The 18,853-nt window shown below is 66.0% G+C and carries 16 protein-coding genes; 9 read left to right on the forward strand and 7 right to left on the reverse strand.

The features are described 5' to 3' along the window. The first annotated feature begins 2 nt into the window (after window positions 1–2). Together PJ250_RS18770 and PJ250_RS18775 are read left to right on the forward strand one after the other, a co-directional pair. The gene (locus tag PJ250_RS18770; RefSeq protein WP_271646128.1) at window positions 3–413 is read left to right on the forward strand and encodes a DUF2251 domain-containing protein; all 411 of its coding nucleotides are present in this window, start codon (window positions 3–5) and stop codon (window positions 411–413) included. Between the two features lie 675 nt (window positions 414–1,088). Further along, entirely contained in the window at window positions 1,089–1,883 is a 795-nt protein-coding gene (locus PJ250_RS18775; RefSeq protein ID WP_271646129.1) for an XAC0095 family protein, read from the forward strand. 97 nt (window positions 1,884–1,980) lie between these two features. On the opposite strand, the gene PJ250_RS18780 is transcribed toward PJ250_RS18775, so the two are convergent. Continuing rightward, window positions 1,981–2,262, reverse strand: a complete 282-nt coding sequence (locus tag PJ250_RS18780; RefSeq protein WP_271646130.1) for a hypothetical protein — start codon at window positions 2,260–2,262, stop codon at window positions 1,981–1,983. 605 nt (window positions 2,263–2,867) lie between these two features. On the opposite strand from PJ250_RS18780, the gene PJ250_RS18785 reads away from it, so the two are divergent. From PJ250_RS18785 to PJ250_RS18805, 5 genes are all read left to right on the forward strand, one after another. After that, entirely contained in the window at window positions 2,868–3,725 is an 858-nt protein-coding gene (locus tag PJ250_RS18785; RefSeq protein WP_271646131.1) for a hypothetical protein, read from the forward strand. 322 nt (window positions 3,726–4,047) lie between these two features. Continuing rightward, window positions 4,048–4,458, forward strand: coding sequence for an MAPEG family protein (locus PJ250_RS18790; protein WP_271646132.1), 411 nt, complete (start codon window positions 4,048–4,050; stop codon window positions 4,456–4,458). Window positions 4,459–4,623: 165 nt separating this feature from the next. After that, window positions 4,624–5,115 carry an MAPEG family protein gene (locus tag PJ250_RS18795; protein ID WP_271646133.1) on the forward strand — a complete coding sequence of 164 codons (492 nt, stop codon included), beginning with the start codon at window positions 4,624–4,626 and terminating at the stop codon, window positions 5,113–5,115. Between the two features lie 389 nt (window positions 5,116–5,504). Then, entirely contained in the window at window positions 5,505–7,343 is a 1,839-nt protein-coding gene (locus PJ250_RS18800) for a glycoside hydrolase family 15 protein (protein WP_271646134.1), read from the forward strand. After that, window positions 7,340–8,233 (forward strand): SDR family oxidoreductase, encoded by an 894-nt coding sequence (locus PJ250_RS18805; protein ID WP_271646135.1) that lies wholly within the window; start codon window positions 7,340–7,342, stop codon window positions 8,231–8,233. The genes PJ250_RS18800 and PJ250_RS18805 overlap by 4 nt, the downstream gene beginning before the upstream one ends. 42 nt (window positions 8,234–8,275) lie before the next feature. Here PJ250_RS18805 and PJ250_RS18810 read toward each other — a convergent pair whose 3' ends face one another. The 5 genes from PJ250_RS18810 to PJ250_RS18830 form a co-directional block, all read right to left on the reverse strand. After that, window positions 8,276–9,079, reverse strand: coding sequence for an SDR family NAD(P)-dependent oxidoreductase (locus PJ250_RS18810; RefSeq protein WP_271646136.1), 804 nt, complete (start codon window positions 9,077–9,079; stop codon window positions 8,276–8,278). 55 nt (window positions 9,080–9,134) lie between these two features. Beyond that, window positions 9,135–10,652, reverse strand: coding sequence for a GMC oxidoreductase (locus PJ250_RS18815; protein WP_271646137.1), 1,518 nt, complete (start codon window positions 10,650–10,652; stop codon window positions 9,135–9,137). Then, window positions 10,649–12,007, reverse strand: coding sequence for an alpha/beta hydrolase (locus tag PJ250_RS18820; RefSeq protein WP_271646138.1), 1,359 nt, complete (start codon window positions 12,005–12,007; stop codon window positions 10,649–10,651). Before PJ250_RS18820 ends, PJ250_RS18815 begins: the two co-directional genes overlap by 4 nt. 497 nt (window positions 12,008–12,504) lie before the next feature. Next, the gene (locus tag PJ250_RS18825; protein WP_271646139.1) at window positions 12,505–12,951 is read right to left on the reverse strand and encodes a PA2169 family four-helix-bundle protein; all 447 of its coding nucleotides are present in this window, start codon (window positions 12,949–12,951) and stop codon (window positions 12,505–12,507) included. Between the two features lie 153 nt (window positions 12,952–13,104). Further along, window positions 13,105–13,272 carry a hypothetical protein gene (locus tag PJ250_RS18830; protein WP_271646140.1) on the reverse strand — a complete coding sequence of 56 codons (168 nt, stop codon included), beginning with the start codon at window positions 13,270–13,272 and terminating at the stop codon, window positions 13,105–13,107. 210 nt (window positions 13,273–13,482) lie between these two features. Between PJ250_RS18830 and PJ250_RS18835 the strand changes: the two genes are divergently transcribed. Both PJ250_RS18835 and PJ250_RS18840 read left to right on the forward strand, forming a co-directional pair. Next, window positions 13,483–13,806, forward strand: coding sequence for a putative signal transducing protein (locus PJ250_RS18835; protein ID WP_271646141.1), 324 nt, complete (start codon window positions 13,483–13,485; stop codon window positions 13,804–13,806). A gap of 1 nt (window position 13,807) precedes the next feature. After that, complete coding sequence (locus tag PJ250_RS18840; protein ID WP_271646142.1) at window positions 13,808–14,374, forward strand: DUF6438 domain-containing protein; 567 nt, start codon at window positions 13,808–13,810, stop codon at window positions 14,372–14,374. Here the strand turns inward: PJ250_RS18840 and PJ250_RS18845 are convergent. Beyond that, a complete protein-coding gene (locus tag PJ250_RS18845) occupies window positions 14,365–18,813 on the reverse strand; it encodes a DEAD/DEAH box helicase (protein WP_271646143.1) in 4,449 nt (1,482 codons plus the stop codon). The two genes, PJ250_RS18840 and PJ250_RS18845, sit on opposite strands and share 10 nt — an antisense overlap. Window positions 18,814–18,853: the final 40 nt, after the last annotated feature.

Genomic DNA, 18,853 nt, shown 5'->3' on the forward strand with positions numbered 1-18,853 from the left:
CTATGCCAATCAATGTCGTAGCCAAGCAAGAGATCACGGTCGGAACCGAGCAGTTCGTGGATGGAACTGCCCCAGATGGTCCCTTCGCTGTCGTTTTCGAAGATGACGGGGACACGGGCTACCTCTACGCGCTAGATAGATCCAAGTCGGACCCGTCCATTCAAGATGCGCTGCACATCTATAACGTCGCAAATGTCACGGACGGACATCGCCCTTCGCTAGTCGAGATTGGCTGGTCACTGGACAACCTAAAGGCAATTTTGCTTATAAATGACTATCCTCATGCCATCTTCGACTTTTCGTCAAAGCAAGGCTACTGCCGAACCGGATTTCCACCTCCTTCGGAGAACGGAGATTGGTCCGGCCACGAGTGGGACGAGTCCGCGCCCAAGCTCTTCGAGGACGAAGCCTAACAAGTCAATCAAGCCGAAGCCGCTTTGTGGCTCGGCTTATTTCCAGCGTTAGGGCTCACAACATGCACTACAGTGACGGCCACGAAGTGAATCGCCCAGGGTTTCGTAGACACCTACGAGCCGCTTGATTGCTGCTTCTCGAACTGCACCGGTGACAGTCTGTAGGACATCTGAGTTTGGTCAAGGACATCTGCTCTGGCCTCAGCACCGTGATTGTGGACACTTCGCTTAGTCCGGTCGCGCTCGAACAATTGAAAGAAGCACTCCGCCGTCTCATATGCGGGGAAATTTTTTCCGAAGTACTCGACGACAGTGGCGGTGCTGCGGCTTTTCCCCTTCCGCGTCATTAACCTCGGGCAGCTTGGTGCAAGCGTTGCGGATGGCATGCGCTCGACCTTCTGTCGGCCGCATCACACAATCAATCTCAACACGGTTGACAAGGCCGCCGAGTGACCGCAATCTGCAGTCAAGGAGCGTAGAAACTCCTCTAGTAGCGGTACCCACCTCCGTCAAACCGGTGGGTTTTTTGTGCCCGCATTCTGCAGGGACAAACCGACGCGATGCCTGCGTCGGGAGGGCGGCTAATACAACACCCGCAAGGGGAATACGCCCGCCGACTACTAGCGGTTTCTAACCTCCCGACTTCCCGTCCGCCGTTCGGCGGGCGGTCACTTCATGGTGAAAGGAGAAGCGGCGATGACGGAACAGACGTTTGACGATCGAGGTGCGGGGGACTTCCTGCGTGAGAACAGCGGGCTGTTGCTGAAGCAGGTGAGGAATCACATCCACTTCCTGGCGCGGCGGGCCCAGCCAAGCGCTGCGGACGGGACGAAGGACGGGGCTGCGGCCGTGGGCATGGCCGAGGTGATGTCCTGCCTGGACCAGTTGTCCGAGCAGCTGGACTTGTTGATCAAGGACGCGAACTTTTACGGACGTGCGGGCCACCCGCTGATGGTGGATATTGCCGATGTCACTGCGGCGCACAGTGACGCTTCCGGTGAAGAAGACGAGGAAGAAGAAGAGGAAGAAGAAGCGTCATCGTCCGAGCAACAGGAGGATGAAGAAGGCGATAACGTCCCCGCATCCCCTGCCCGCCACGGCACCTACGCGCAGCGGCTGGTCTTCGGCGTGACGCTGGCGCAGATCGACACGCTCCAACAGCTGATGGTGGGCATCAAGGCCTACGCAGATGCGGTGTTCGCCGATGGCATGGCGGACTTCGCACCCGGCACATTGGCGGCGCTGGGTGGCACGATCTTCGACCGGGCCAATGATGTGTGTGAGATCCTCAGGGAGATCAATGCGCAGTCGCTGCAGCAGGGTCGTTCGGGCTTTGCGGTGGAAGAGACCGCGTCCGGGTACCTCGTCCAGGGGCGGGCCGGAAGAAGCCACGGATCGCACAGCACGCCTGCATGGGAGGCGCACGTGGGGACCGGGGCGCCGCACGCCGATCGGCGGCATCTGCACTGAGCGAGCGATGATCTGGCGCAACCGATCCCGTCGGTGACGCGAACCAGCGGGCCGTCTCTGGGACGCCGCTGGTTCGTTTGCAGTGCTGAGGTGAGCTTCAGTTCCTTCTTTGTCCGCTGGCCAGGTGCGTCGCCGCTCCTGGCTTGGCGCCGACGCTTGCAGGAGCCAACCGCCTTGTAGCCGCCTGTCGCCTCCACCACAACGCGGCCTGATCAAGCTTTGCGACCAAGCGGATCAGCTTGCGCATGCCCGCTGCCGAACTGGCGATTTGCACCGCCCCAGGCTTGGCCTGCATGGCCACATCCAGCGCCGCCTTGCCCACGTCGATCCCTACTGCGGTCATGCCCGTTCTCCGATAGAGTTGGCCGGTCGAGAGCATCGCGCCTGAGGCCCACGCTTATCAGTTCGAGGGTGACCTCGGTCAACTGTCCGGGCGCAGGGCGCGAGCACCGGCATGCGGCCCCTGCTGAGTTACGGTGCTGCTACACCGAGGCGTTATCGGGCGCGCATGCCGGGCTCTCGGCGCCTACAGTAGGGAAACTGGAAGACATAAGGTGTTAGGCGGTCATGGAAGAACTCAGCGGCTACGAGCATGAAGCAATCGCAACAATCGCGCTTTCGGACGCCCAACGAGACATAGTTCTCGCTCAGCTGGCTAAAGCTACCTGCATCTCGCGGGATTACACAGGCGTTGGCCTATATACACAGAACTTTACGTAGACCCGTCTGCTCCAAAGCTAGATGAGGCTCGCTGGAAGATCGAGGACATGCCCAAAGGGCACGCTTACCATCCGGACCTGCCTGCTGGTGCCGGACTTATTCTATGGGTCAAGGACGGCTACATTAGCTGCCTTGAGTCGTACACGTATGAGGGTAGCTGGCCGCAGGACGAGTCACTGTTCCGGCTAGCCGCCTAACAATTCATTCAAGCCGACGCCGCTTCGCGGCTCGGCTTAATTCAGGTGTTAGGCCTCAGGGGGAACTATGTCGAGCGACCAACTTCCAGACGACCGCGTGATCGTCGAGCGCCTTAGACAAGAACTTGCCAAGACGGAGCCCTCAAGGCGACGGCGAATAATTGAGAAGTTCGTACTCGCCGCACTCGGAAGTATTCCTTGGATTGGAGGATTCCTCAGCGCCGCTTACGACTACAAGGCCGAGGAAGACACACTCCGGCAGGATTCGCTCCAAACACAGTGGCTTGAGGAGCACCAAGGAAAGATCGCCTCACTCCGAGAGACCCTAGCAGAGATAGAGAGGCGCTTTGAAGCGCTTGGCAGCGCGATCGAAGACCGGATTCAGAGCGAAGAGTATCTAGGCCTCGTAAGAAAGGCGTTCCGCGCTTGGGATGAGGCTGACACGCAGGAGAAGAGACGGTACATAGCCAATCTCGTCACGAACGCCGCTGGCACGCGTGTCTGCTCCGACGACGTACTGCGGCTGTTTATTGACTGGTTAGAGCTCTACCACGAGGCTCATTTCGCCGTTATCCGTGAGATCTATCAGTACCCGGGCTCTACCCGTTTCGACATCTGGTCAGCCATCTATGGCGACACGCCACGAGAAGACTCTGCGGAGGCAGATCTCTACAAGCTACTCATTCGAGATCTAAGCACTGGCGGAGTGATCCGACAGGAGCGCGACACAAATTCCATGGGGCAGTTCATGCGCAAAAGACCGCAGAAAACTGGTGCTCGCAGAGTTGCGCCAAGCACGATGGAATCCGCGTTCGAAGATACCAAGCCGTACGTACTGACTGAGATGGGGAAGCAGTTCGTCCACTACACCATGAACGAGGTGGTCACTCGCATTGAGAGCGACAGTGATGGGCCGCTGGCCTAACAATTCATTCTGAATCGCCCAGCGCTTCGTAGACACCCACGAGCCACTTGATTGCTGCTTCTCGACTGTAGCGGTGACAGTCCTCCGCCGTACCGTGTCGGTGCTTGGGGCTGTAGGACACCTCATTGAGTTCTTCGGTGGCGGCGCGGGTGGCGGTTCTCGCCCGGTAGGCAAGCCTCGCGGCTGGCTGTCAAAGTTCTTCTTCAGCGCAAAAACGTACCGATTGTCTGGCCCGGTTAACGGGTGAGGGTTAGCAGTTCATTCAACCCCAACCCGCTTCGTGGGTCGACTCCATTCACGCGTTAAGCTACTGGATGCAGAAATGTCGCAAGCGCTGATTCTGGCCATGGCCGCGCATGTCGCGCTCGCGGCATTGCTCTATGTGCTTCTCACCGTTGCTCGCGCCCCGGCGGTGTGGGGCGTCGGGAAGCGCGCCGATGGGTCGAACCCGTTCGCGGAATTCGAGCCGCGCATCGGCGCCAGCCTTTCCAACCAATTCGAATGGCCGGTGCTGTTCTACGCCGCATGCATCCTCTTGCTGCTCGGGACTCCCGGGCCGGCCGCCGTCGGCTTGGCGTGGCTGTTTGTCGCGGGCCGCGTCCTCCACAGCGTGGTGCACATTGGCACGCGGAACGTCCGGCTCCGGGGTGTCGTGTTCACCCTGAACTTCCTGGCCGTGTTGGGTCTTTGGGTGCTTGTAGTTGCACGCGCAGCGTCCGAGCCCCTGGCCTAACAACGCTCTCTTCGTCCGCTGTCGAGGCGCGTAGCCTCTTCAGCTTGGCGCTTGTGATTGCAGAAGCCGGCTCGCGCACCGACACTGCGGCCTGGTTCACCAGCATCCCACCAGGGCCGATCTCCGATGAGCCTGTCGAAACCACAGCGTGGCGTTGCCTTGGGCATGGCGTCGGCCCTGGCGCTCTCTGTCGCCGGGCTGGGCGCTGAGGTCCTTGTTGCGCCGGCTGTGTTGCTGCCAGACACCTTGGAGGGCCGGCTGCAGCTGGCGGCGTGTGCCGCGTTGGCGCCTGCACTGGCGTTCGCGGCCTGCATCGCGCGGCTGGCCGCGCATCGCTTTCGCACGCCCGCCGACCTCGATGGCAGTGGCATGACCGAGGGCACGGACCAGGCCAGATTGCTGCAGGCGCTGCTGCAGAACACGCTCGAACAACTGGCCCTCGCCCTGCCCGTCTACGCCGCCTGGGCCGCGCTGGCGCCGCCACGCTGGCTGGTGGCACTCCCCGTGGCCGCTGGCATGTTCGTGCTGGGGCGGCTGCTCTTCTTCGTCGGCTATGCGCGGGGGGCGCCAGGCCGAGCGTTCGGATTTGCGCTGACGTTCTATCCCAGCGTGCTCCTGCTGCTCGGTGCGCTCTTGTTCGCTGCACACCTGGTTTGACCGCCGCCGCTCGCAGAGCCACCCGCTTCGCCGGGCGATTCGGCTCGGTTAGCAGGGACATCGCTTTCGCCTGGGCGTAAAGCACGTATGTGCATCGGCGCGGGCCATGCGCTGACGCCGGTGCCGCTCATGCGCACTTGTTGAAGGGCCGGAGCGTGACGCCGGGGGACTGGTCCAGGAACTGCGTGCGGACCCGCCCCTCCGCGCGCCCGGCAGGGCTGCGTCCTTGTTAGGAATCGGTGCGGCGTCACGGGAATTTCTTCACCTGACATGCTCGCCGCAGTCTTTAGGTTCGTACTTCCCCCGCGTCCCACAAGATCCATGTTCTCTCATTCCTTGCGCCGCTTTCCTTGCGCTCGATGCGCTGTTTCCATGCGTTGTCGCGCCCGATGAAGGGGAACGCTGAAAGCTGTCTTCAGGACGCGCGCGATTTCCGCGTGGACGGCGTGCTGCCCATTGCGCGCTACGGCGCGTTGGGTGAGGGGCGCTCGGTCGCGCTCTCCGGCGTGGATGGCTCGATCGACTGGTGGTGCGCGCCCAACATGGATAGCCCGCCGCTGTTCGATCGCCTGCTCGATCCCGAGCGCGGCGGGTTCTTCTCGCTCTGCCCCGATGAGCCCTTCGACATCGAGCGCCGCTACCGCGACGACAGCAATGTGCTGGAGACCGTGTTCCGCACCGCGTCGGCGCGGGCGGTCCTGGTCGAGTCTCTGAACAGCGGCAACGCCGGGCGCCTGCCCTGGTGCGAGCTGGCACGGCGGGTCGAGGGCCTGGAAGGGACGATGCGCTTTGTCCTCAAAATGAAGCCAGGCGCACGGGCCGAAACCGCCAACCCGTATTACTCCACGGTCGGGCCGCACAAGGTCTTCCATGTGCAGCGGCTGCTGGGGCTTTTGATCCACCACTCCGCCGTGCAGTGCCACTGGTCCGATGCCGGGATCACCGGTGAGGTCACGGTCTCGGCGGGAGAACGGGCCACCATTGCGCTGGTGGTCGGCGAGGACGAGCCGCTGGTGGCCCCCTCGGTCGAAGAAGTCGATGGCCGCATCGACCTGACCGATCGCGAATGGCGCGCGTGGGCGAGCAACGTCAAGTTCCAGGGTGATGCGCGCGCGGGGTTCGTGCGCAGTGCGCTCGCGCTCAAGCTGCTGCTGTACTCGCCTTCCGGTGCCATCGCGGCCGCGGCGACCACATCGCTGCCGGAGCGGATCGGCGGTGAGAAGAACTTCGACTATCGCTATGCGTGGGTCAGGGACGCCGGCTACACCATCCAGGCGTTCCTGGCGGCCGGGCTGGAAGCCGAATCGAAGGCGGCCTTCACCTGGCTGCTCAAGCAGCTGCGACGACACGGTTCCAAGGTGGTTTTCACCCTGGATGGGGAGCAGGTGCCGTCGGTCGCGCACAAGCGTGCGGCGGGCTACCGCGATTCCACACCCGTGGTGGTCGGCAACCTGGCCGGTGACCAGCACCAGCACGGTATCTACGGCGACATCTTCGAGACCGCCTGGTGCTTCGTGAACACCGGCAACGTGCTGGACAGCGCCAGCGCGGAAGTGCTTTCGCATCTGGCCGACGAGTGTGCCGATCGCTGGCGGATGCCGGATTCGGGCATCTGGGAGCTGGCGGACCTGCAGCACTACACCATGTCCAAGGTCAGCTGCTGGCAGGCATTGGCGCGGGCGGTGGAACTGGCCGACCAGGGCCAGTTGCCCACCACCTGCCGCGACCGCTGGCACCGCGAGCGCGACAGGATCCGGGCCTGGATCGAAGCCGAGTGCTGGTCCGACGAGAAGCAGGCCTTCGTCATGTATCCGGGCAGCGATCGGCTCGATGCCTCCATCGCCCTGGCCGTGCGTTTCAGGTTCGATGGCAAGGAGCGGCTGCAGAAGACGCTGGACGCCATCGACCACGAACTGGGCCAAGGCGAGTTCCACTATCGCTACTCGGACATGGAGCAGGAGGAAGGCTGTTTCATCGCCTGTTCCTTCTGGATGGCCGAAGCGGTCGCGCGCCTGGGCGACACCGAGGCGGCCCGTGCGCGCCTGCATCGCCTCGGTCGCGCGCTCGGCCACTGCAACGGCGTGCTGAGCGAAATGATCGACCCCCATACCGGCGAGTTCCTGGGCAACACGCCCCAGGGGCTCAGCCACCTGGCGCACATCATGGCCATGTCCACGGTGGCCGAACTGAGCGCACACCCCTCACCACAGCAAGGAGAATCTCCATGAGCGATCGTCTCAAGATGCAGGACCCACGCACCCAATATCCCCAGCCGCCCTTCCCCGCCCAGCCGCAGCAAGCGCCCGGCGAGGCGGCCAAGATGGAACCCACGCCGGATCACGGCGAGAGCAGCTACCAGGGCTCGGGCAAGCTCAAGGGGCGCAAGGCCCTGGTCACCGGCGGCGACAGCGGCATCGGCCGCGCCGCCGCGATTGCCTTTGCCCGCGAGGGAGCCGATGTCGCCATCTCCTATCTTCCCAGTGAGGAGGCCGACGCCAAGGAAGTGATCGAACTGATCCAGGCCGAGGGGCGCAAGGCGCTCAGCCTGCCTGGCGACGTCACCGATCAGGCCTGGTGCAAGACCCTGGTGGACAAGACGGTCTCCGAGCTCGGCGGCCTGGACGTGCTGGTCATCAATGCCGGTCGGCAGCAGTACCGCGAGGACATTTCCCAGCTCAGTGCCGAGGACTTCGACAAGACGCTCAAGACCAACCTGTATGCGATGCACTGGATCGCGCAGGCCGCGGTGCCGCATCTGCCGGCCGGCGCGTCGGTGATCACCACCGCATCGATCCAGGCCTATGACCCCTCGGCGATCCTGCTGGATTACGCCACCACCAAGGCGGGCATCGTGGCCTACACCAAGGCGCTTGCCAAACAGCTGATGGAGAAAGGCATCCGCGCCAATGTCGTTGCGCCGGGTCCGTTCTGGACCGTGCTGCAGTGGGCCGGTGGTCAACCCACCGATAAGGTGACCCAGTTCGGCGCGCAGACGGAGTTCAAGCGCCCGGGCCAGCCGGTCGAAATCGCCCCGCTCTACGTGCTGCTGGCCAGCCAGGAAGGCAGCTATCTGTCCGGTGAAGTGCTGGGCGCCACCGGTGGCGCTGGCGTCGCCTGACGCCCACGGGCAGCCCGCTTCGGCGGGCTGCCTGGACTAGCCTCAGCCGGCGATGGTGAACACTGAGCCGGAGTCAATGCGCAAGCCGGCGCCGTTGATGAAACTGGCGCGCTCGGAACACAGGAAGGCCACGGCCGCCGCGACTTCTTCCGGCTTGCCGCGGCGCTTGAGCGTCATGCCCGGCCGTTCTTCGTCCAGGAATGTGGCGATGGCCTTGTCCACGCTGACGCCTTTTTCCTTGGCCCGCTTTTCCATCATGGCGTCGGTCATCGGCGTGTGGATGAAGGCCGGCGACACCGTATTGACCAGCACGTTGTCGGCGCCATAGGCCTTGGAGAGCCCCTTGGCCAAACTCAGAATGCCGGCCTTGGAGGCGCAGTACGGCAGTTCGTCCACATAGGGCTGAACGGCATCCTCGGAGGCGAACAACACGATGCGCCCCCACTTGCGCTGGCGCATGGCGGGAATGGCCTGTCGGCACATGCGTACCGCGCCCATCAGGTTGATGTCCAGTGTCTCCAGCCAGCCCGCATCGCTGACGTCGAGAAAGTCCCCCGTGGCGCCCGTGACGCCTGCGGCGTTGACGTAGATATCGGGGTCGCCCAGGCGCTCGCGCACCTCCGACCAGATGCGGTGGACATCGTTCTCGCGCCTGACATCGCCGGTCACCGCGATGACCTGCCCCAGCGCGGAGAGCTCGTCGTGGGCCTGTTGCAGGGTCCCGTCCGGCAAGTCGGTGATGGCCACGCGGGCGCCAGCCTGCAGTAGCTGCCTGGCCGTTTCCAGGCCCATGCCCGAGTCCGCGCCGCTGATCAGCGCGATCCTGTCTTTGATACCGAGGTCCATGTGATCTCCTTGATGAGTGAGTCGTGCAAGCGCAGCGGCGACGGCCGCGCAGGATTCAAGCCGCCAGGAAACGATCGGCCGTCCGCAGGCCCAAGGCCATCTGGGTCAGGGCCGGATTGGCCGCCATCGCGCTGGGAAAGGTGGAGTTGTCGCAGATGTACAGGTTGTCGATGTCGAACGAGCGGCCATCCGCATCGACCACGGCGCGGCTGCGATCGGTGCCCATGCGACAGGTGCCGAGGGTGTGCGCCGAGCGCGCCACCGCGAAGATGTCCCGCGCCCCGGCCGCCTCCCAGATCTGCCGCAACGTCCGCTGGGCGTGGGCATCGAGCGCCTGCTCGTTGTCGTTGAAGCTGAAGTCGACGCGGGCCTTCTTCATGCCAAAGTCGTCGTCTTCCGCGGCCAGGGTCAGGACATTGTTCTCGCCAGGCAGGCACTCGCCGTTGATCCCGATGCCGGCCAGGTGGTTGTAGTCCTGCAGGACCGAGACCAGCTCGGCGCCCCACAGGCCGGCACCGCGCACCAGGCTGTTGGCCAGCGTGACCGGCTGAACGCCGAGGCTCTGGATCAGGTAGCCGCCGGCGAAATCGGCGTCGGCAGGCCGCAGCATGTCTTCACTGATCAGCGAGGAGGGGTAGCCCCGGTTCATGCGCATGGACGCATCGAAGCGGCCCCAGACCTGGGTCGCCACGTGCGCCATGAAGTTGCGACCGACCTGACCGCTGGAATTGGCAAGCCCCACGTTCAGCAGCAGGCGTGGGGTCTCGATCCCACCGGCGCACAGGAACAAGGCCTGGCAACGTTGCCTGACGTTCCGGTCTTCCAGGCGATACACGACGCCGGTCACCCGCCCGCGCGCGTCGAGCTCGATGTCGATGACGCGTGCGCCGGCCTGGAGCGTGGCGCCATGCGCCTGCGCCATCGGCAGCCAGCTGGTGTCCGAGCCAGCCTTGGCCCCATTGAAGCAGCCCTGGTGACATGCGCCACAGTTGGCGCAGGCCAGGCGCCGGCCGAGGAAGGGCTGCTCGCGGTCCTGCGTCACCAGCGCCGCCGGGGCGTCGGTCGCGGTGATGCCGCTCGCCGCGCAGCCACGGGCCATCGCTTCGGCCGGTGCATTGCGCCTGGGTGGCGCATAGGCGTACGCGCGGCCGGGATCCCAGGGATAAGGCGAAGGCCCGGCAACGCCGATGGTCGCCTCCACCTCACGCAGGTAGTCCACGAGCTCACGATGCGCGATGGGCCAGTCCTCACCCACTGCATGGTGCGAACGCAGCGCCAGGTCGCGCGCATCCGGCCGTGGGCAGAACGCGCCCCAGTGCAGGGTCGAGCCTCCCATGCCCGTTCCGGAATTGTTGGGGCCGAAGGCGGTCGGTGTGCGCCCTCCGCTCAGTCGCTCCTCCATCCAGTACAGGCTGGACTCCAGCTCGTCGGGAAGATGGTCGGCCGGGGCGAACCGTGCGCCCGCCTCCAGCACCAGCACCGACAGGCCCGCCCGCGCAAGCCGTGCGGCCAGCGGGCCTCCGCCTGCTCCGCTGCCCACCACGACCGCATCGACGCATGAGGGGTTGCTCATGTGCGACGCGCTCCAAGCTGCCAGGCTTCCACCTCGTCGGCACCCGTCAGTGCGTAGCCCAGTGCGAGCTCGCCGTCGCGAGCGACAGCGAAGCCGTCATATCCCATCTTCGCCATCGTGCGCGGAAGACTGGTCCAGACACGCGCGATCTGGGCACAGGCATCCTCGAACCACAGGGCAAGTTGGTCCGGATCCAGTGGGCTTCCCGCGCCCACCGTCAGCTCACGGCGCTGGAGCTGGCGCAGCAACGACGCCTGTGCTGCGGTCGTGCGATGACAGAAGCCGCCGGCCAACGCGTCCACGCTCGCGAGTCCCGCGATCCACGCGTCCCTGTCGGGTGGAAGCTCGGCGAACCGCCACCCATCGCCCTCGCCAGCGGCCAATGCGATATCGATGCGGTGCGCAAGCTCATCGGCGCCCTCCGACGAATCGACGACCTGCGCGACGATCGCCGCCAAGACCTGGCGCTGGGCCTGGTTCAAGACGCCAGCGGCCTGCGGGTCGGGAGGCAGATTCCGCGCGATCAGCCGGGCACGCATCCGCGGATCGACGCGCGAGGTGTTGAGCAGGGCCAAAAAATCCTCAGGCAATGCGCGCCCGAGCGCCGCGCTGGCCAGCGCATCGATCTCGCTGGCAACCTCAAACGGCTTTTCGTAGGGAAGGAAATGCGCAGCGTGAGCGAGGACCCGCACCTCCTGCGCCGCCGCGTAATGCGGAAGATTCAAATCGCGTTGCGCCTGCGCGCCCAGATCGCCGTCTTCGGCGCCGGCGATGATGCAAGCGGGAAACGCCAGACGGCCCGCCTCCTCGCGCCAGTCCTCGCGGCTGCCGTGCTCCAGCCAGGCGCGCCACGCCACCGGATCAGCGCGCATGACGTCGTGGATGGCCCGCTCTCGCAGCCGTTCGGGCAATGGCCCCGCGGTGTTGGCGGAGACGAACGTGTCCGCATCGCGGCGGCTGATCGAACCGTGTTCGACCCAGCCCAGCATGTCCTTGCGCCGAGACGCATCCATCGGCTCACGCGCAGGCGGTGAGCCCGCCAGCAAGACGACGCCGCACAGCCCGGCAAGGCCTGCATCGCCGGCAGCCGCCTTGGCCGCGGTGAGGGTCGCGATCTTCGCGCCCATGCTGTGCCCGACCACCAGCCAGCTCGACGCGCCGCTGTCGATCACGACGTGGCAGAACCACTGCACCAGTGAGGCGACGTCCGTGTGGTTCTGGACCGGGGTGTCGCCAAATCCCGGTAGATCCAGCGCGTGGCAGTCGTAGCGTTGGTCGAGATGGGCGATCACTTCCTGCCACTGCGCCCCGCTGGATCCTAATGCATGCAAGAAGAAGAGCGTGGGTCTGGTCATGAATGCGTTGTCGTCGAATTGGCCGGGAGTGATAGCGCTCACCGGGTCACCAAGGCGTGATCGGTCGCTGGCCCGAGCGCCGTTCTGCTCGGGGGAGCATGAGATGAGTTTTGAAGGCTTCGGACGGCGACGGCGCAGGCCCGCGCATGCATGCCCGCGCATGCATGGTCGAGCGCGATGCGACACCCTCCCGGCGCGCCCTGGCTGGTCTGGCGCGATCACGCACAGCGCGAGCCCACCGGATATACGCGGAAAGGCCTCACCGCACCTGTGTAGATCGGAGCTCGCTCCGCTCGGGCTTTACCCACCCACTGATCGCAGCGCAGCGGAGCTTGCTCCGCTGGCACGTCACCCGTTCCCTGGTCGCAGAGCAGCGGAGCAAGCTCCGCTCTACGTCGGGCGCGCGTCGCCGGTTGGCCATTCGACTGCGCCCCGTGAGAAGGGCACCAAAAAAGGAGCCGGTTACCCGGCTCCTTTCGTGTCATGCAGACGACCTCTTACTTCATGGCGTGCTTGCGGTCACGCATGACCGCGTGGGTTTCCTGCACCTTCGGCAGCAGGGCCAGGATTTCCTCCTTGGCGCCGACCGCGATGTCGCTGTCGTTGGCCGCTTCCTTGAACGCCTTCAGCAGACGGTCCTCGGACTCTTCGAGCTCGGCGACATAGCCATACTCGGTATCGCCCACCGCCGCACGCACCTTTCCGTAGAACTCCTGCATCGAGCCCACGAAGGTGCCGTGCTCTGCCGGCTTTTCGCCTGTCGCCGCGACGACGGTGCTCAGCCTGGTCACGATCTCCGCCTTGGTGGTGGCGATCCGCGCGAAAAGGCTGGACAACTCCGCGTCCTTCACCTTCTTCGACGCATCGCTATAGAACTCGTTGCCGTCGCGGGCGATCTCGATCAGGTCGTTGACATGGTGTGCGGTTTTCTTTTCGACGTTCATCGTGTGCTCCTGAATTGAAGCCCGATCATTCACCGCGCTCGCGCAAAACGGCGTGAGCCTGGAATGAGGGAGGCGTGACTCATCGGTGCGTGTTCAGAGGACGGGAAATTAACGATGTCCCGCAGCTCGCCTATTGAGCGGATGCTCCCCAGATCACGATGAGCGCAGCAGCCGCCGCGATACGCCGCCTGATTGCGCGACGCGCGGGATGCGCTCGCCGGGCAGCACGGTGCCCCGCATGTTGGCCTGGTCGCGGGCCGACGCGCACACCAGGCGCCCGTCGCCCTCGCGGCGAGTTTCGCGCAGCTGGCCGATGGCCATCGGCGGGGCAGACTTTTGCGCGGACAGGCCTTCGATAGAGCGGCTGCCGGATCAAAACCGGGGATCGAGCAAACGACCCCTGTTGAAGCCACAGGAGGTTTGCAGCCGCCATGGACCCCGATGCCGTCGCTCGCATCGGGAGGAGCGGCGCTCGGGCCGCTGACTGCGGTAGATTGCGCCATCGTCTGGCAACGACACAGGGAAAGGTGCATGAAACTGCTCTGCTCATCCAGCAGCCTTGCCTTCATCCACACGCTCCGGATTGCGCTGGAAGGCGAAGACATCGCGACCTATATCTCCGATGCCGAGACCACCTCGCTTTCCAGCGTCGCCGGCCCCATTGGCAGCTCGGGACGGCTGTATGTGCTCCACGAGGAGGGCTGGGACCGCGCAATCGAAATAATGGGAGATTTTTCCGGCCCAGATCAGCCGAGCGCAGAGGTCGCCCGAAGCAGAAAGCCAATGCCTGTTTGGCTTGTGGTTGGTGCAACCACTCTGCTCACCGCCGTTCTCGTCGGGCTATTGAGCAATTGACTTGAATCCCTGCCCTCCCGACGGCCTGCGACGCTGGTACCGCCTGTTCACGGCGACGCTCCTCGCTCTCACTGGGTGCTCGACCCCATCAGCCCGCACACATCAAAACACGTATGACGCGGTCTCCTCGGTCGAGCTCTATCGCGGCGAATGCTTCTGGGGCACATGCCCGAGCTACAAGCTCAAGCTCGGTATGGATGGGCAACTGAGCTACACCGGCCTGGGCGCCGTCCCCACACTTGGCGAACGCCAAAAGACCATTGCTGCGGCAGACGTTCAAGCCATTCTCGCGACACTCGATGAGATGGATGACTTCTCCCTCTCCGATCGTTACACGGCCCTAAAGGAAGGCTGCAAGGAGGTGTGGACAGACGCGCCTACCGCCGAGATCACCATCACACGCCACGACGTTCGCAAGACGGTGTTGTACTACTTCGGTTGCAGGGGCGGGAAGCAGCCGAGACAGCTGAATCGTCTCATCGAAGTCATCGAAAGCCGAACGGGCATCGCCGAGTGGATCGATGCCGATCCTCGATCGAGACCCGCGCCACTTCCGTCTCAGCTTTGAAGCAAGACGGCTTCCCGACCAGTCAGCAGCGCCATTACCGCAGCGCGTTCTTCTGCGTTGAGTTCGACCAGTGACTCAAACCGCTCACTGACCCACGTGGCCACCGGCACGCCATCGCGATACGCCACCCGATTGCCGGGCACGCGCGGGATGCGTTCGCCGGGAAGCACGGTACCCAGCAGGTTGGCCGGGTCGCTGGCCGACAGGCAGACCAGGCGCCCGTCGCCGGGGCGGCGGCGGGTCTCGCGCAGCAGGCCGATGGCTTCGGGCAAGGCGAACTGCTCACCGGACAGGCCCTCGATGAAGCGGCCGCCACGGATCTCGCCGCGCGCTTCCAGGCGCTGGTAGACCCGGACCAGTTCGCGCCAGGGCGGCAGCCACGCCGCCTCGCGCTCCAGCAGGCGCCAGGCAATCACGCCATAGCGTTGCAGCAGGATGCGGGCGATATGTTCGACCGAGGCACGCCTCGCCTCGGCCTGCTCGGCGCGGGCTTGCGCGTCGTCGGCATCCAACGCGGCGAGCGGCCGCAGCAAGGCCCAGCGCCCCGCGTCCTGGATACCGAACAGCGGCACGCGCCGACGCTTGCGTGACAACGCGGACGGGCGCTTGGACGCCGGCACCAGCAGCGCGCGCAGGCCGCCGAAGCTGTCGCAGTGCGCGCGCCCACGCGCGACCAGCTCGGACAGCGCGTCTTCCAGCTCGGTGGACAGCAGGCGCGCGCCGTCGGCGATCTCGTCGAAGAACGATGCCCCGTTGGCCTGCAGATAATCGGCCACGCGCTGCGCGCGCGAGCCGAGCGCGCCCTCGCCTTCGACCTGGGGCGCCAAGCGCGTCCAATGCGCGGCGCTGCGGCGGGGCAGCAGCAGGATGGGCGTGGCGCGCAGGGACTGGCCGGTACCGCCGGCAGGCTTCAGCGCGGAAGCGGCAGCATTCACGCGCGTGGCACTGGAAGCCCGCTTGCGCCGGGAGGACACCTCGGTCGAAGACGACGACGCAACGCCCGGCGCCGGGCGCAGGCGCGTCCACAGTGTGCGCCCGGCGCTGCACAGGTCGTCCAGCCACGAAGGCGCGTAATCGCGCACGCGTGCGGACAGCAACTCGCTCTCCCACACGGCGGCCTGGGCCTCGTAGCCTTCCAGCTGCGCCAGTACGCCGGCCAAGGCTTCGGGCCCGGCCACGCGCGACTCCGCGTCCAGGTGCTGCCACTGAAACAGGAAGCGCGCGTAGTCGCGCACGGCCACCGGCTCGATCTCGCGCCGCAGTCGGCCCAGCGTGTAGCGATGGATGCGCGCCAGCAGATGCCGCTCGCACCATTCGTCCTGCGCCGCGCCCGGGCTGAAACGACCGGCGATGACAAAGCCATCGGTCTGCAGCGCCAGCAGGCCGGCCTGCACCTGCGCCAGCGGCAACTGCAGGTCGGCGGCGATCACCGCCGCCGGCAGCGGACCGAAGCCGGACAGGCGCGCGCGCAGCAGTTCGCGCAGGGCGCCCTCCGCCTGCCAGTCGTCCACGTCGTAGCCGCGCGGGGCAACGATCTGTGGCTGCGGCACCGCATTGGCATACAGCGGGCCGAACTGGGCCAGGCGTTCGGCGCCGATCCACAGCCCCGGCGCACCGGCGTCATCCTCCAGTCGTGCGGCGCGGCCGGCGCGGGCCAGTTGCGCCAGCCAGGCGTCCCACCCCGCGTGGTCCCGCACCTCATTCGGCGTGATGAGGCCCAGGCCGGTCAAGGCCTCGTGCAGTTCGTCGGCATCGCGCACCTGTGGCCAGGCCTCGGCACGCACGGCGGCGATGGCCTCCGGATCGAGCCGGCCCAGGTCATCGGCGCTGTCCGGATCGGCGTAGCGGCGCGATTGTACGGCCTGGGTGCGGCGCTCCTCCAGCGGCGCATCGTCCAGGAAAGCGTAGGGCTTGGCGTTGAGCGCCTCGGCCGCCAACGGCGAGGGCGCGGCCAGGTCGCGCGCCAGCAGGCGCACCTGCCCGCTCTCCATGCGTCGCAGCAAGGTCAGCCAGCCCTCGGCGTCCATGGCCTCGTGCAGGCAGTCCTCCAGGGTCTGGGCGACCAGCGGATGGTCGGGAATCTCGCGCTCGCCGACGATGTTCTCCAAACAGGCAACCTGGTCGGGGAACACCGTGGCCAGCAGGTCCTCGGACTTCATCCGCTGCAGCTGCGGGGCGGTCTTGCGGCCCCCGGTGAAGCGCGGCAAGGCCAGTGCGTTGGTCGCGTTCCAGCGCCAGCGCACACCGAACAGCGGCGCGTCCAGCAGCGCCTGCACCAGCACCTCCAGCGCGCTGGACGATTTGAGGTAATGCCAGACGTCCTCCAGCGGAAAGCTGTGGCTGGTGGACAGCGACAGGACGATGGCGTCCTCGGTCGCGGCGGCCTGCAGCTCGAAGTTGAAGGTGCGGCAGAAGCGCTTGCGCAGGGCCAGGCCCCAGGCGCGGTTGAGGCGACTGCCGTAGGGACTGTGAATGACCAGTTGGGTGCCGCCGGAGCCGTCGAAGAAACGCTCCATCACCAGTTGGTCCTGGGTGGGCAGCGTGCCCAGGGCGATGGCGGCGCTGGCCAGGTAATCGGCGATCTGGCGCGCGGCTTCTGCATCGAGCTGGAGCTGCATGCGCAGCAGGGCCAGGGCCGCGTCGCGACCGCCCTGCTCCACCGCACCGGCGACCTCGGCCCGCAGGCGTGAAACGGCCTGGGACAGCTCGTCGGTCCGGCCGGGCGCCTCGCCGATCCAGAACGGGATGTTGGGCGCCGCGCCGCGCGCGTCCTCCACGCGGATGCGTCCGGGTTCCACGCGCAGGATCCGGTAGCTGATGTTGCCCAGCTGAAAGACATCACCGGCCAGGCTCTCGACCGCGAAGTCCTCGTTGACCGTACCGATGGTCTGCGCCTGCGGCTCCAGCAGCACGCTGTAGTCACCGGTCTCGGGGATGGTGCCACCGCTGGTGAGCGCGGTCATGCGCGCGCCGCGACGCTGGCGCAACCGCCCATTGACCGCATCGCGGTGCACGTACCCGGCACGCTGGCCGTTGCGGGTGGCAAAGCCTTCCGAGAGCATCCGCACCACCGCGTCGAAGTCCTCGCGCGCCAGCCGCGCATACGGCCAGGCACCGCGCACCAGCTCGAACAAGGCGTCCTCGTCCCAGTCCTGGGTGGCGGTTTCGGCAACGATCTGCTGGGCGAGCACATCGCGCGGCGCCTCCAGCAGATGCAGCGCATCGAGCTCGCCGCGCCGCACGGCATCGAGCAGCGCGGCACATTCGACCAGTTCGTCGCGCGACTGCGGGAACAGCCGCGCCTTGGGCGTGCCGCCCACCGCATGCCCGGAGCGTCCGGCGCGCTGGAGGAAGGTGGCGATCGAGCGCGGCGACCCGATCTGGCAGACCAGGTCGACCTCGCCAATGTCCAGGCCCAACTCCAGCGAGGCGGTGGCCACCAGGACCTGCAGCTGGCCGGCCTTGAGCCGTTGCTCGGCCAGCAGGCGCGCATCGCGGGCCAGGCTGCCGTGGTGCGCGGCCACCGCCTCCTTGCCCAGCAGTTCGCCCAGGTGTCGGGTGACGCGTTCGGCCATGCGCCGGGTGTTGACGAACACCAGCGTGGTGCGGTGTTCACGCACCAGCTGCGCGATGCGTTCATGGATCTGCTGCAGCTGATCGCCGGACAGCACCGCCGACAGCGGCGTGGGCGGCAGCTCCAGTGCCAGGTCGCGCTGGCGGGTATAGCCGATATCGACGATGGCGCAGTCCGGCACGCCGTCATGCACGTGGCGGCTGCCGACCAGGAAGCGGGCGACCTGCTCGATGGGCTTCTGCGTGGCCGACAGACCCACGCGCACCGGTGGGTGTTCGCACAGGTTCGCCAGGCGCTCCAGCGACAGGGCCAGGTGGCTGCCGCGCTTGCTGGCGGCCACCGCGTGGATCTCATCGACGATGACCGTGCGTACGTGGCGCAGCGAGGCGCGACCGGATTCGCTGCCCAGCAGCACGTACAGCGACTCGGGGGTGGTGACCAGCACGTGCGGCGGCAGCTTGCGCGCGGCGGCGCGCTCGCGTTGCGGCGTATCGCCGGTGCGCACGGCCGTGTTGATCGCCACGTCCGGCAGCTCCATGGCGCGCAGTTGCGTGCGGATGCCGGCCAGCGGCGCTTCCAGGTTCAGGTGGATATCGTTGGACAAGGCCTTGAGCGGCGAGACGTAGAGCACCCGGGTTTCATCGGGCAGCGCGCCACCGGCGGCCACGCCTTCGGCCACCAGAGCATCCAGCGCCGCCAAAAACGCGGTGAGCGTCTTGCCCGAACCGGTCGGTGCGGCCACCAGCGTGTGCCGCGCCGCCTGGATGGCCGGCCACGCGGCCGCCTGGGCCGGGGTCGGCCCTGCGAATACACCTGCGAACCAACGCGCGGTGGCGGGGTGGAAGGAAGTCAAAGGGTCGTGCATGAGGACGCTCACTGCGCATGCGCACCAGCGATCCATTGAA

The organism is Pseudoxanthomonas sp. JBR18, assembly GCF_028198165.1.
GTDB lineage: Bacteria > Pseudomonadota > Gammaproteobacteria > Xanthomonadales > Xanthomonadaceae > Pseudoxanthomonas_A.

Coding starts and splice junctions, on each gene's coding strand:
- PJ250_RS18770 (WP_271646128.1), top strand. CDS start 3: ATGCCAATCAATGTCGTAGCCAAGCAAGAGATCACGGTCGGAACCGAG.
- PJ250_RS18775 (WP_271646129.1), top strand. CDS start 1,089: ATGGTGAAAGGAGAAGCGGCGATGACGGAACAGACGTTTGACGATCGA.
- PJ250_RS18780 (WP_271646130.1), bottom strand. CDS start 2,262: ATGCTCTCGACCGGCCAACTCTATCGGAGAACGGGCATGACCGCAGTA.
- PJ250_RS18785 (WP_271646131.1), top strand. CDS start 2,868: ATGTCGAGCGACCAACTTCCAGACGACCGCGTGATCGTCGAGCGCCTT.
- PJ250_RS18790 (WP_271646132.1), top strand. CDS start 4,048: ATGTCGCAAGCGCTGATTCTGGCCATGGCCGCGCATGTCGCGCTCGCG.
- PJ250_RS18795 (WP_271646133.1), top strand. CDS start 4,624: ATGGCGTCGGCCCTGGCGCTCTCTGTCGCCGGGCTGGGCGCTGAGGTC.
- PJ250_RS18800 (WP_271646134.1), top strand. CDS start 5,505: ATGAAGGGGAACGCTGAAAGCTGTCTTCAGGACGCGCGCGATTTCCGC.
- PJ250_RS18805 (WP_271646135.1), top strand. CDS start 7,340: ATGAGCGATCGTCTCAAGATGCAGGACCCACGCACCCAATATCCCCAG.
- PJ250_RS18810 (WP_271646136.1), bottom strand. CDS start 9,079: ATGGACCTCGGTATCAAAGACAGGATCGCGCTGATCAGCGGCGCGGAC.
- PJ250_RS18815 (WP_271646137.1), bottom strand. CDS start 10,652: ATGAGCAACCCCTCATGCGTCGATGCGGTCGTGGTGGGCAGCGGAGCA.
- PJ250_RS18820 (WP_271646138.1), bottom strand. CDS start 12,007: ATGACCAGACCCACGCTCTTCTTCTTGCATGCATTAGGATCCAGCGGG.
- PJ250_RS18825 (WP_271646139.1), bottom strand. CDS start 12,951: ATGAACGTCGAAAAGAAAACCGCACACCATGTCAACGACCTGATCGAG.
- PJ250_RS18830 (WP_271646140.1), bottom strand. CDS start 13,272: ATGGCCATCGGCCAGCTGCGCGAAACTCGCCGCGAGGGCGACGGGCGC.
- PJ250_RS18835 (WP_271646141.1), top strand. CDS start 13,483: ATGAAACTGCTCTGCTCATCCAGCAGCCTTGCCTTCATCCACACGCTC.
- PJ250_RS18845 (WP_271646143.1), bottom strand. CDS start 18,813: ATGCACGACCCTTTGACTTCCTTCCACCCCGCCACCGCGCGTTGGTTC.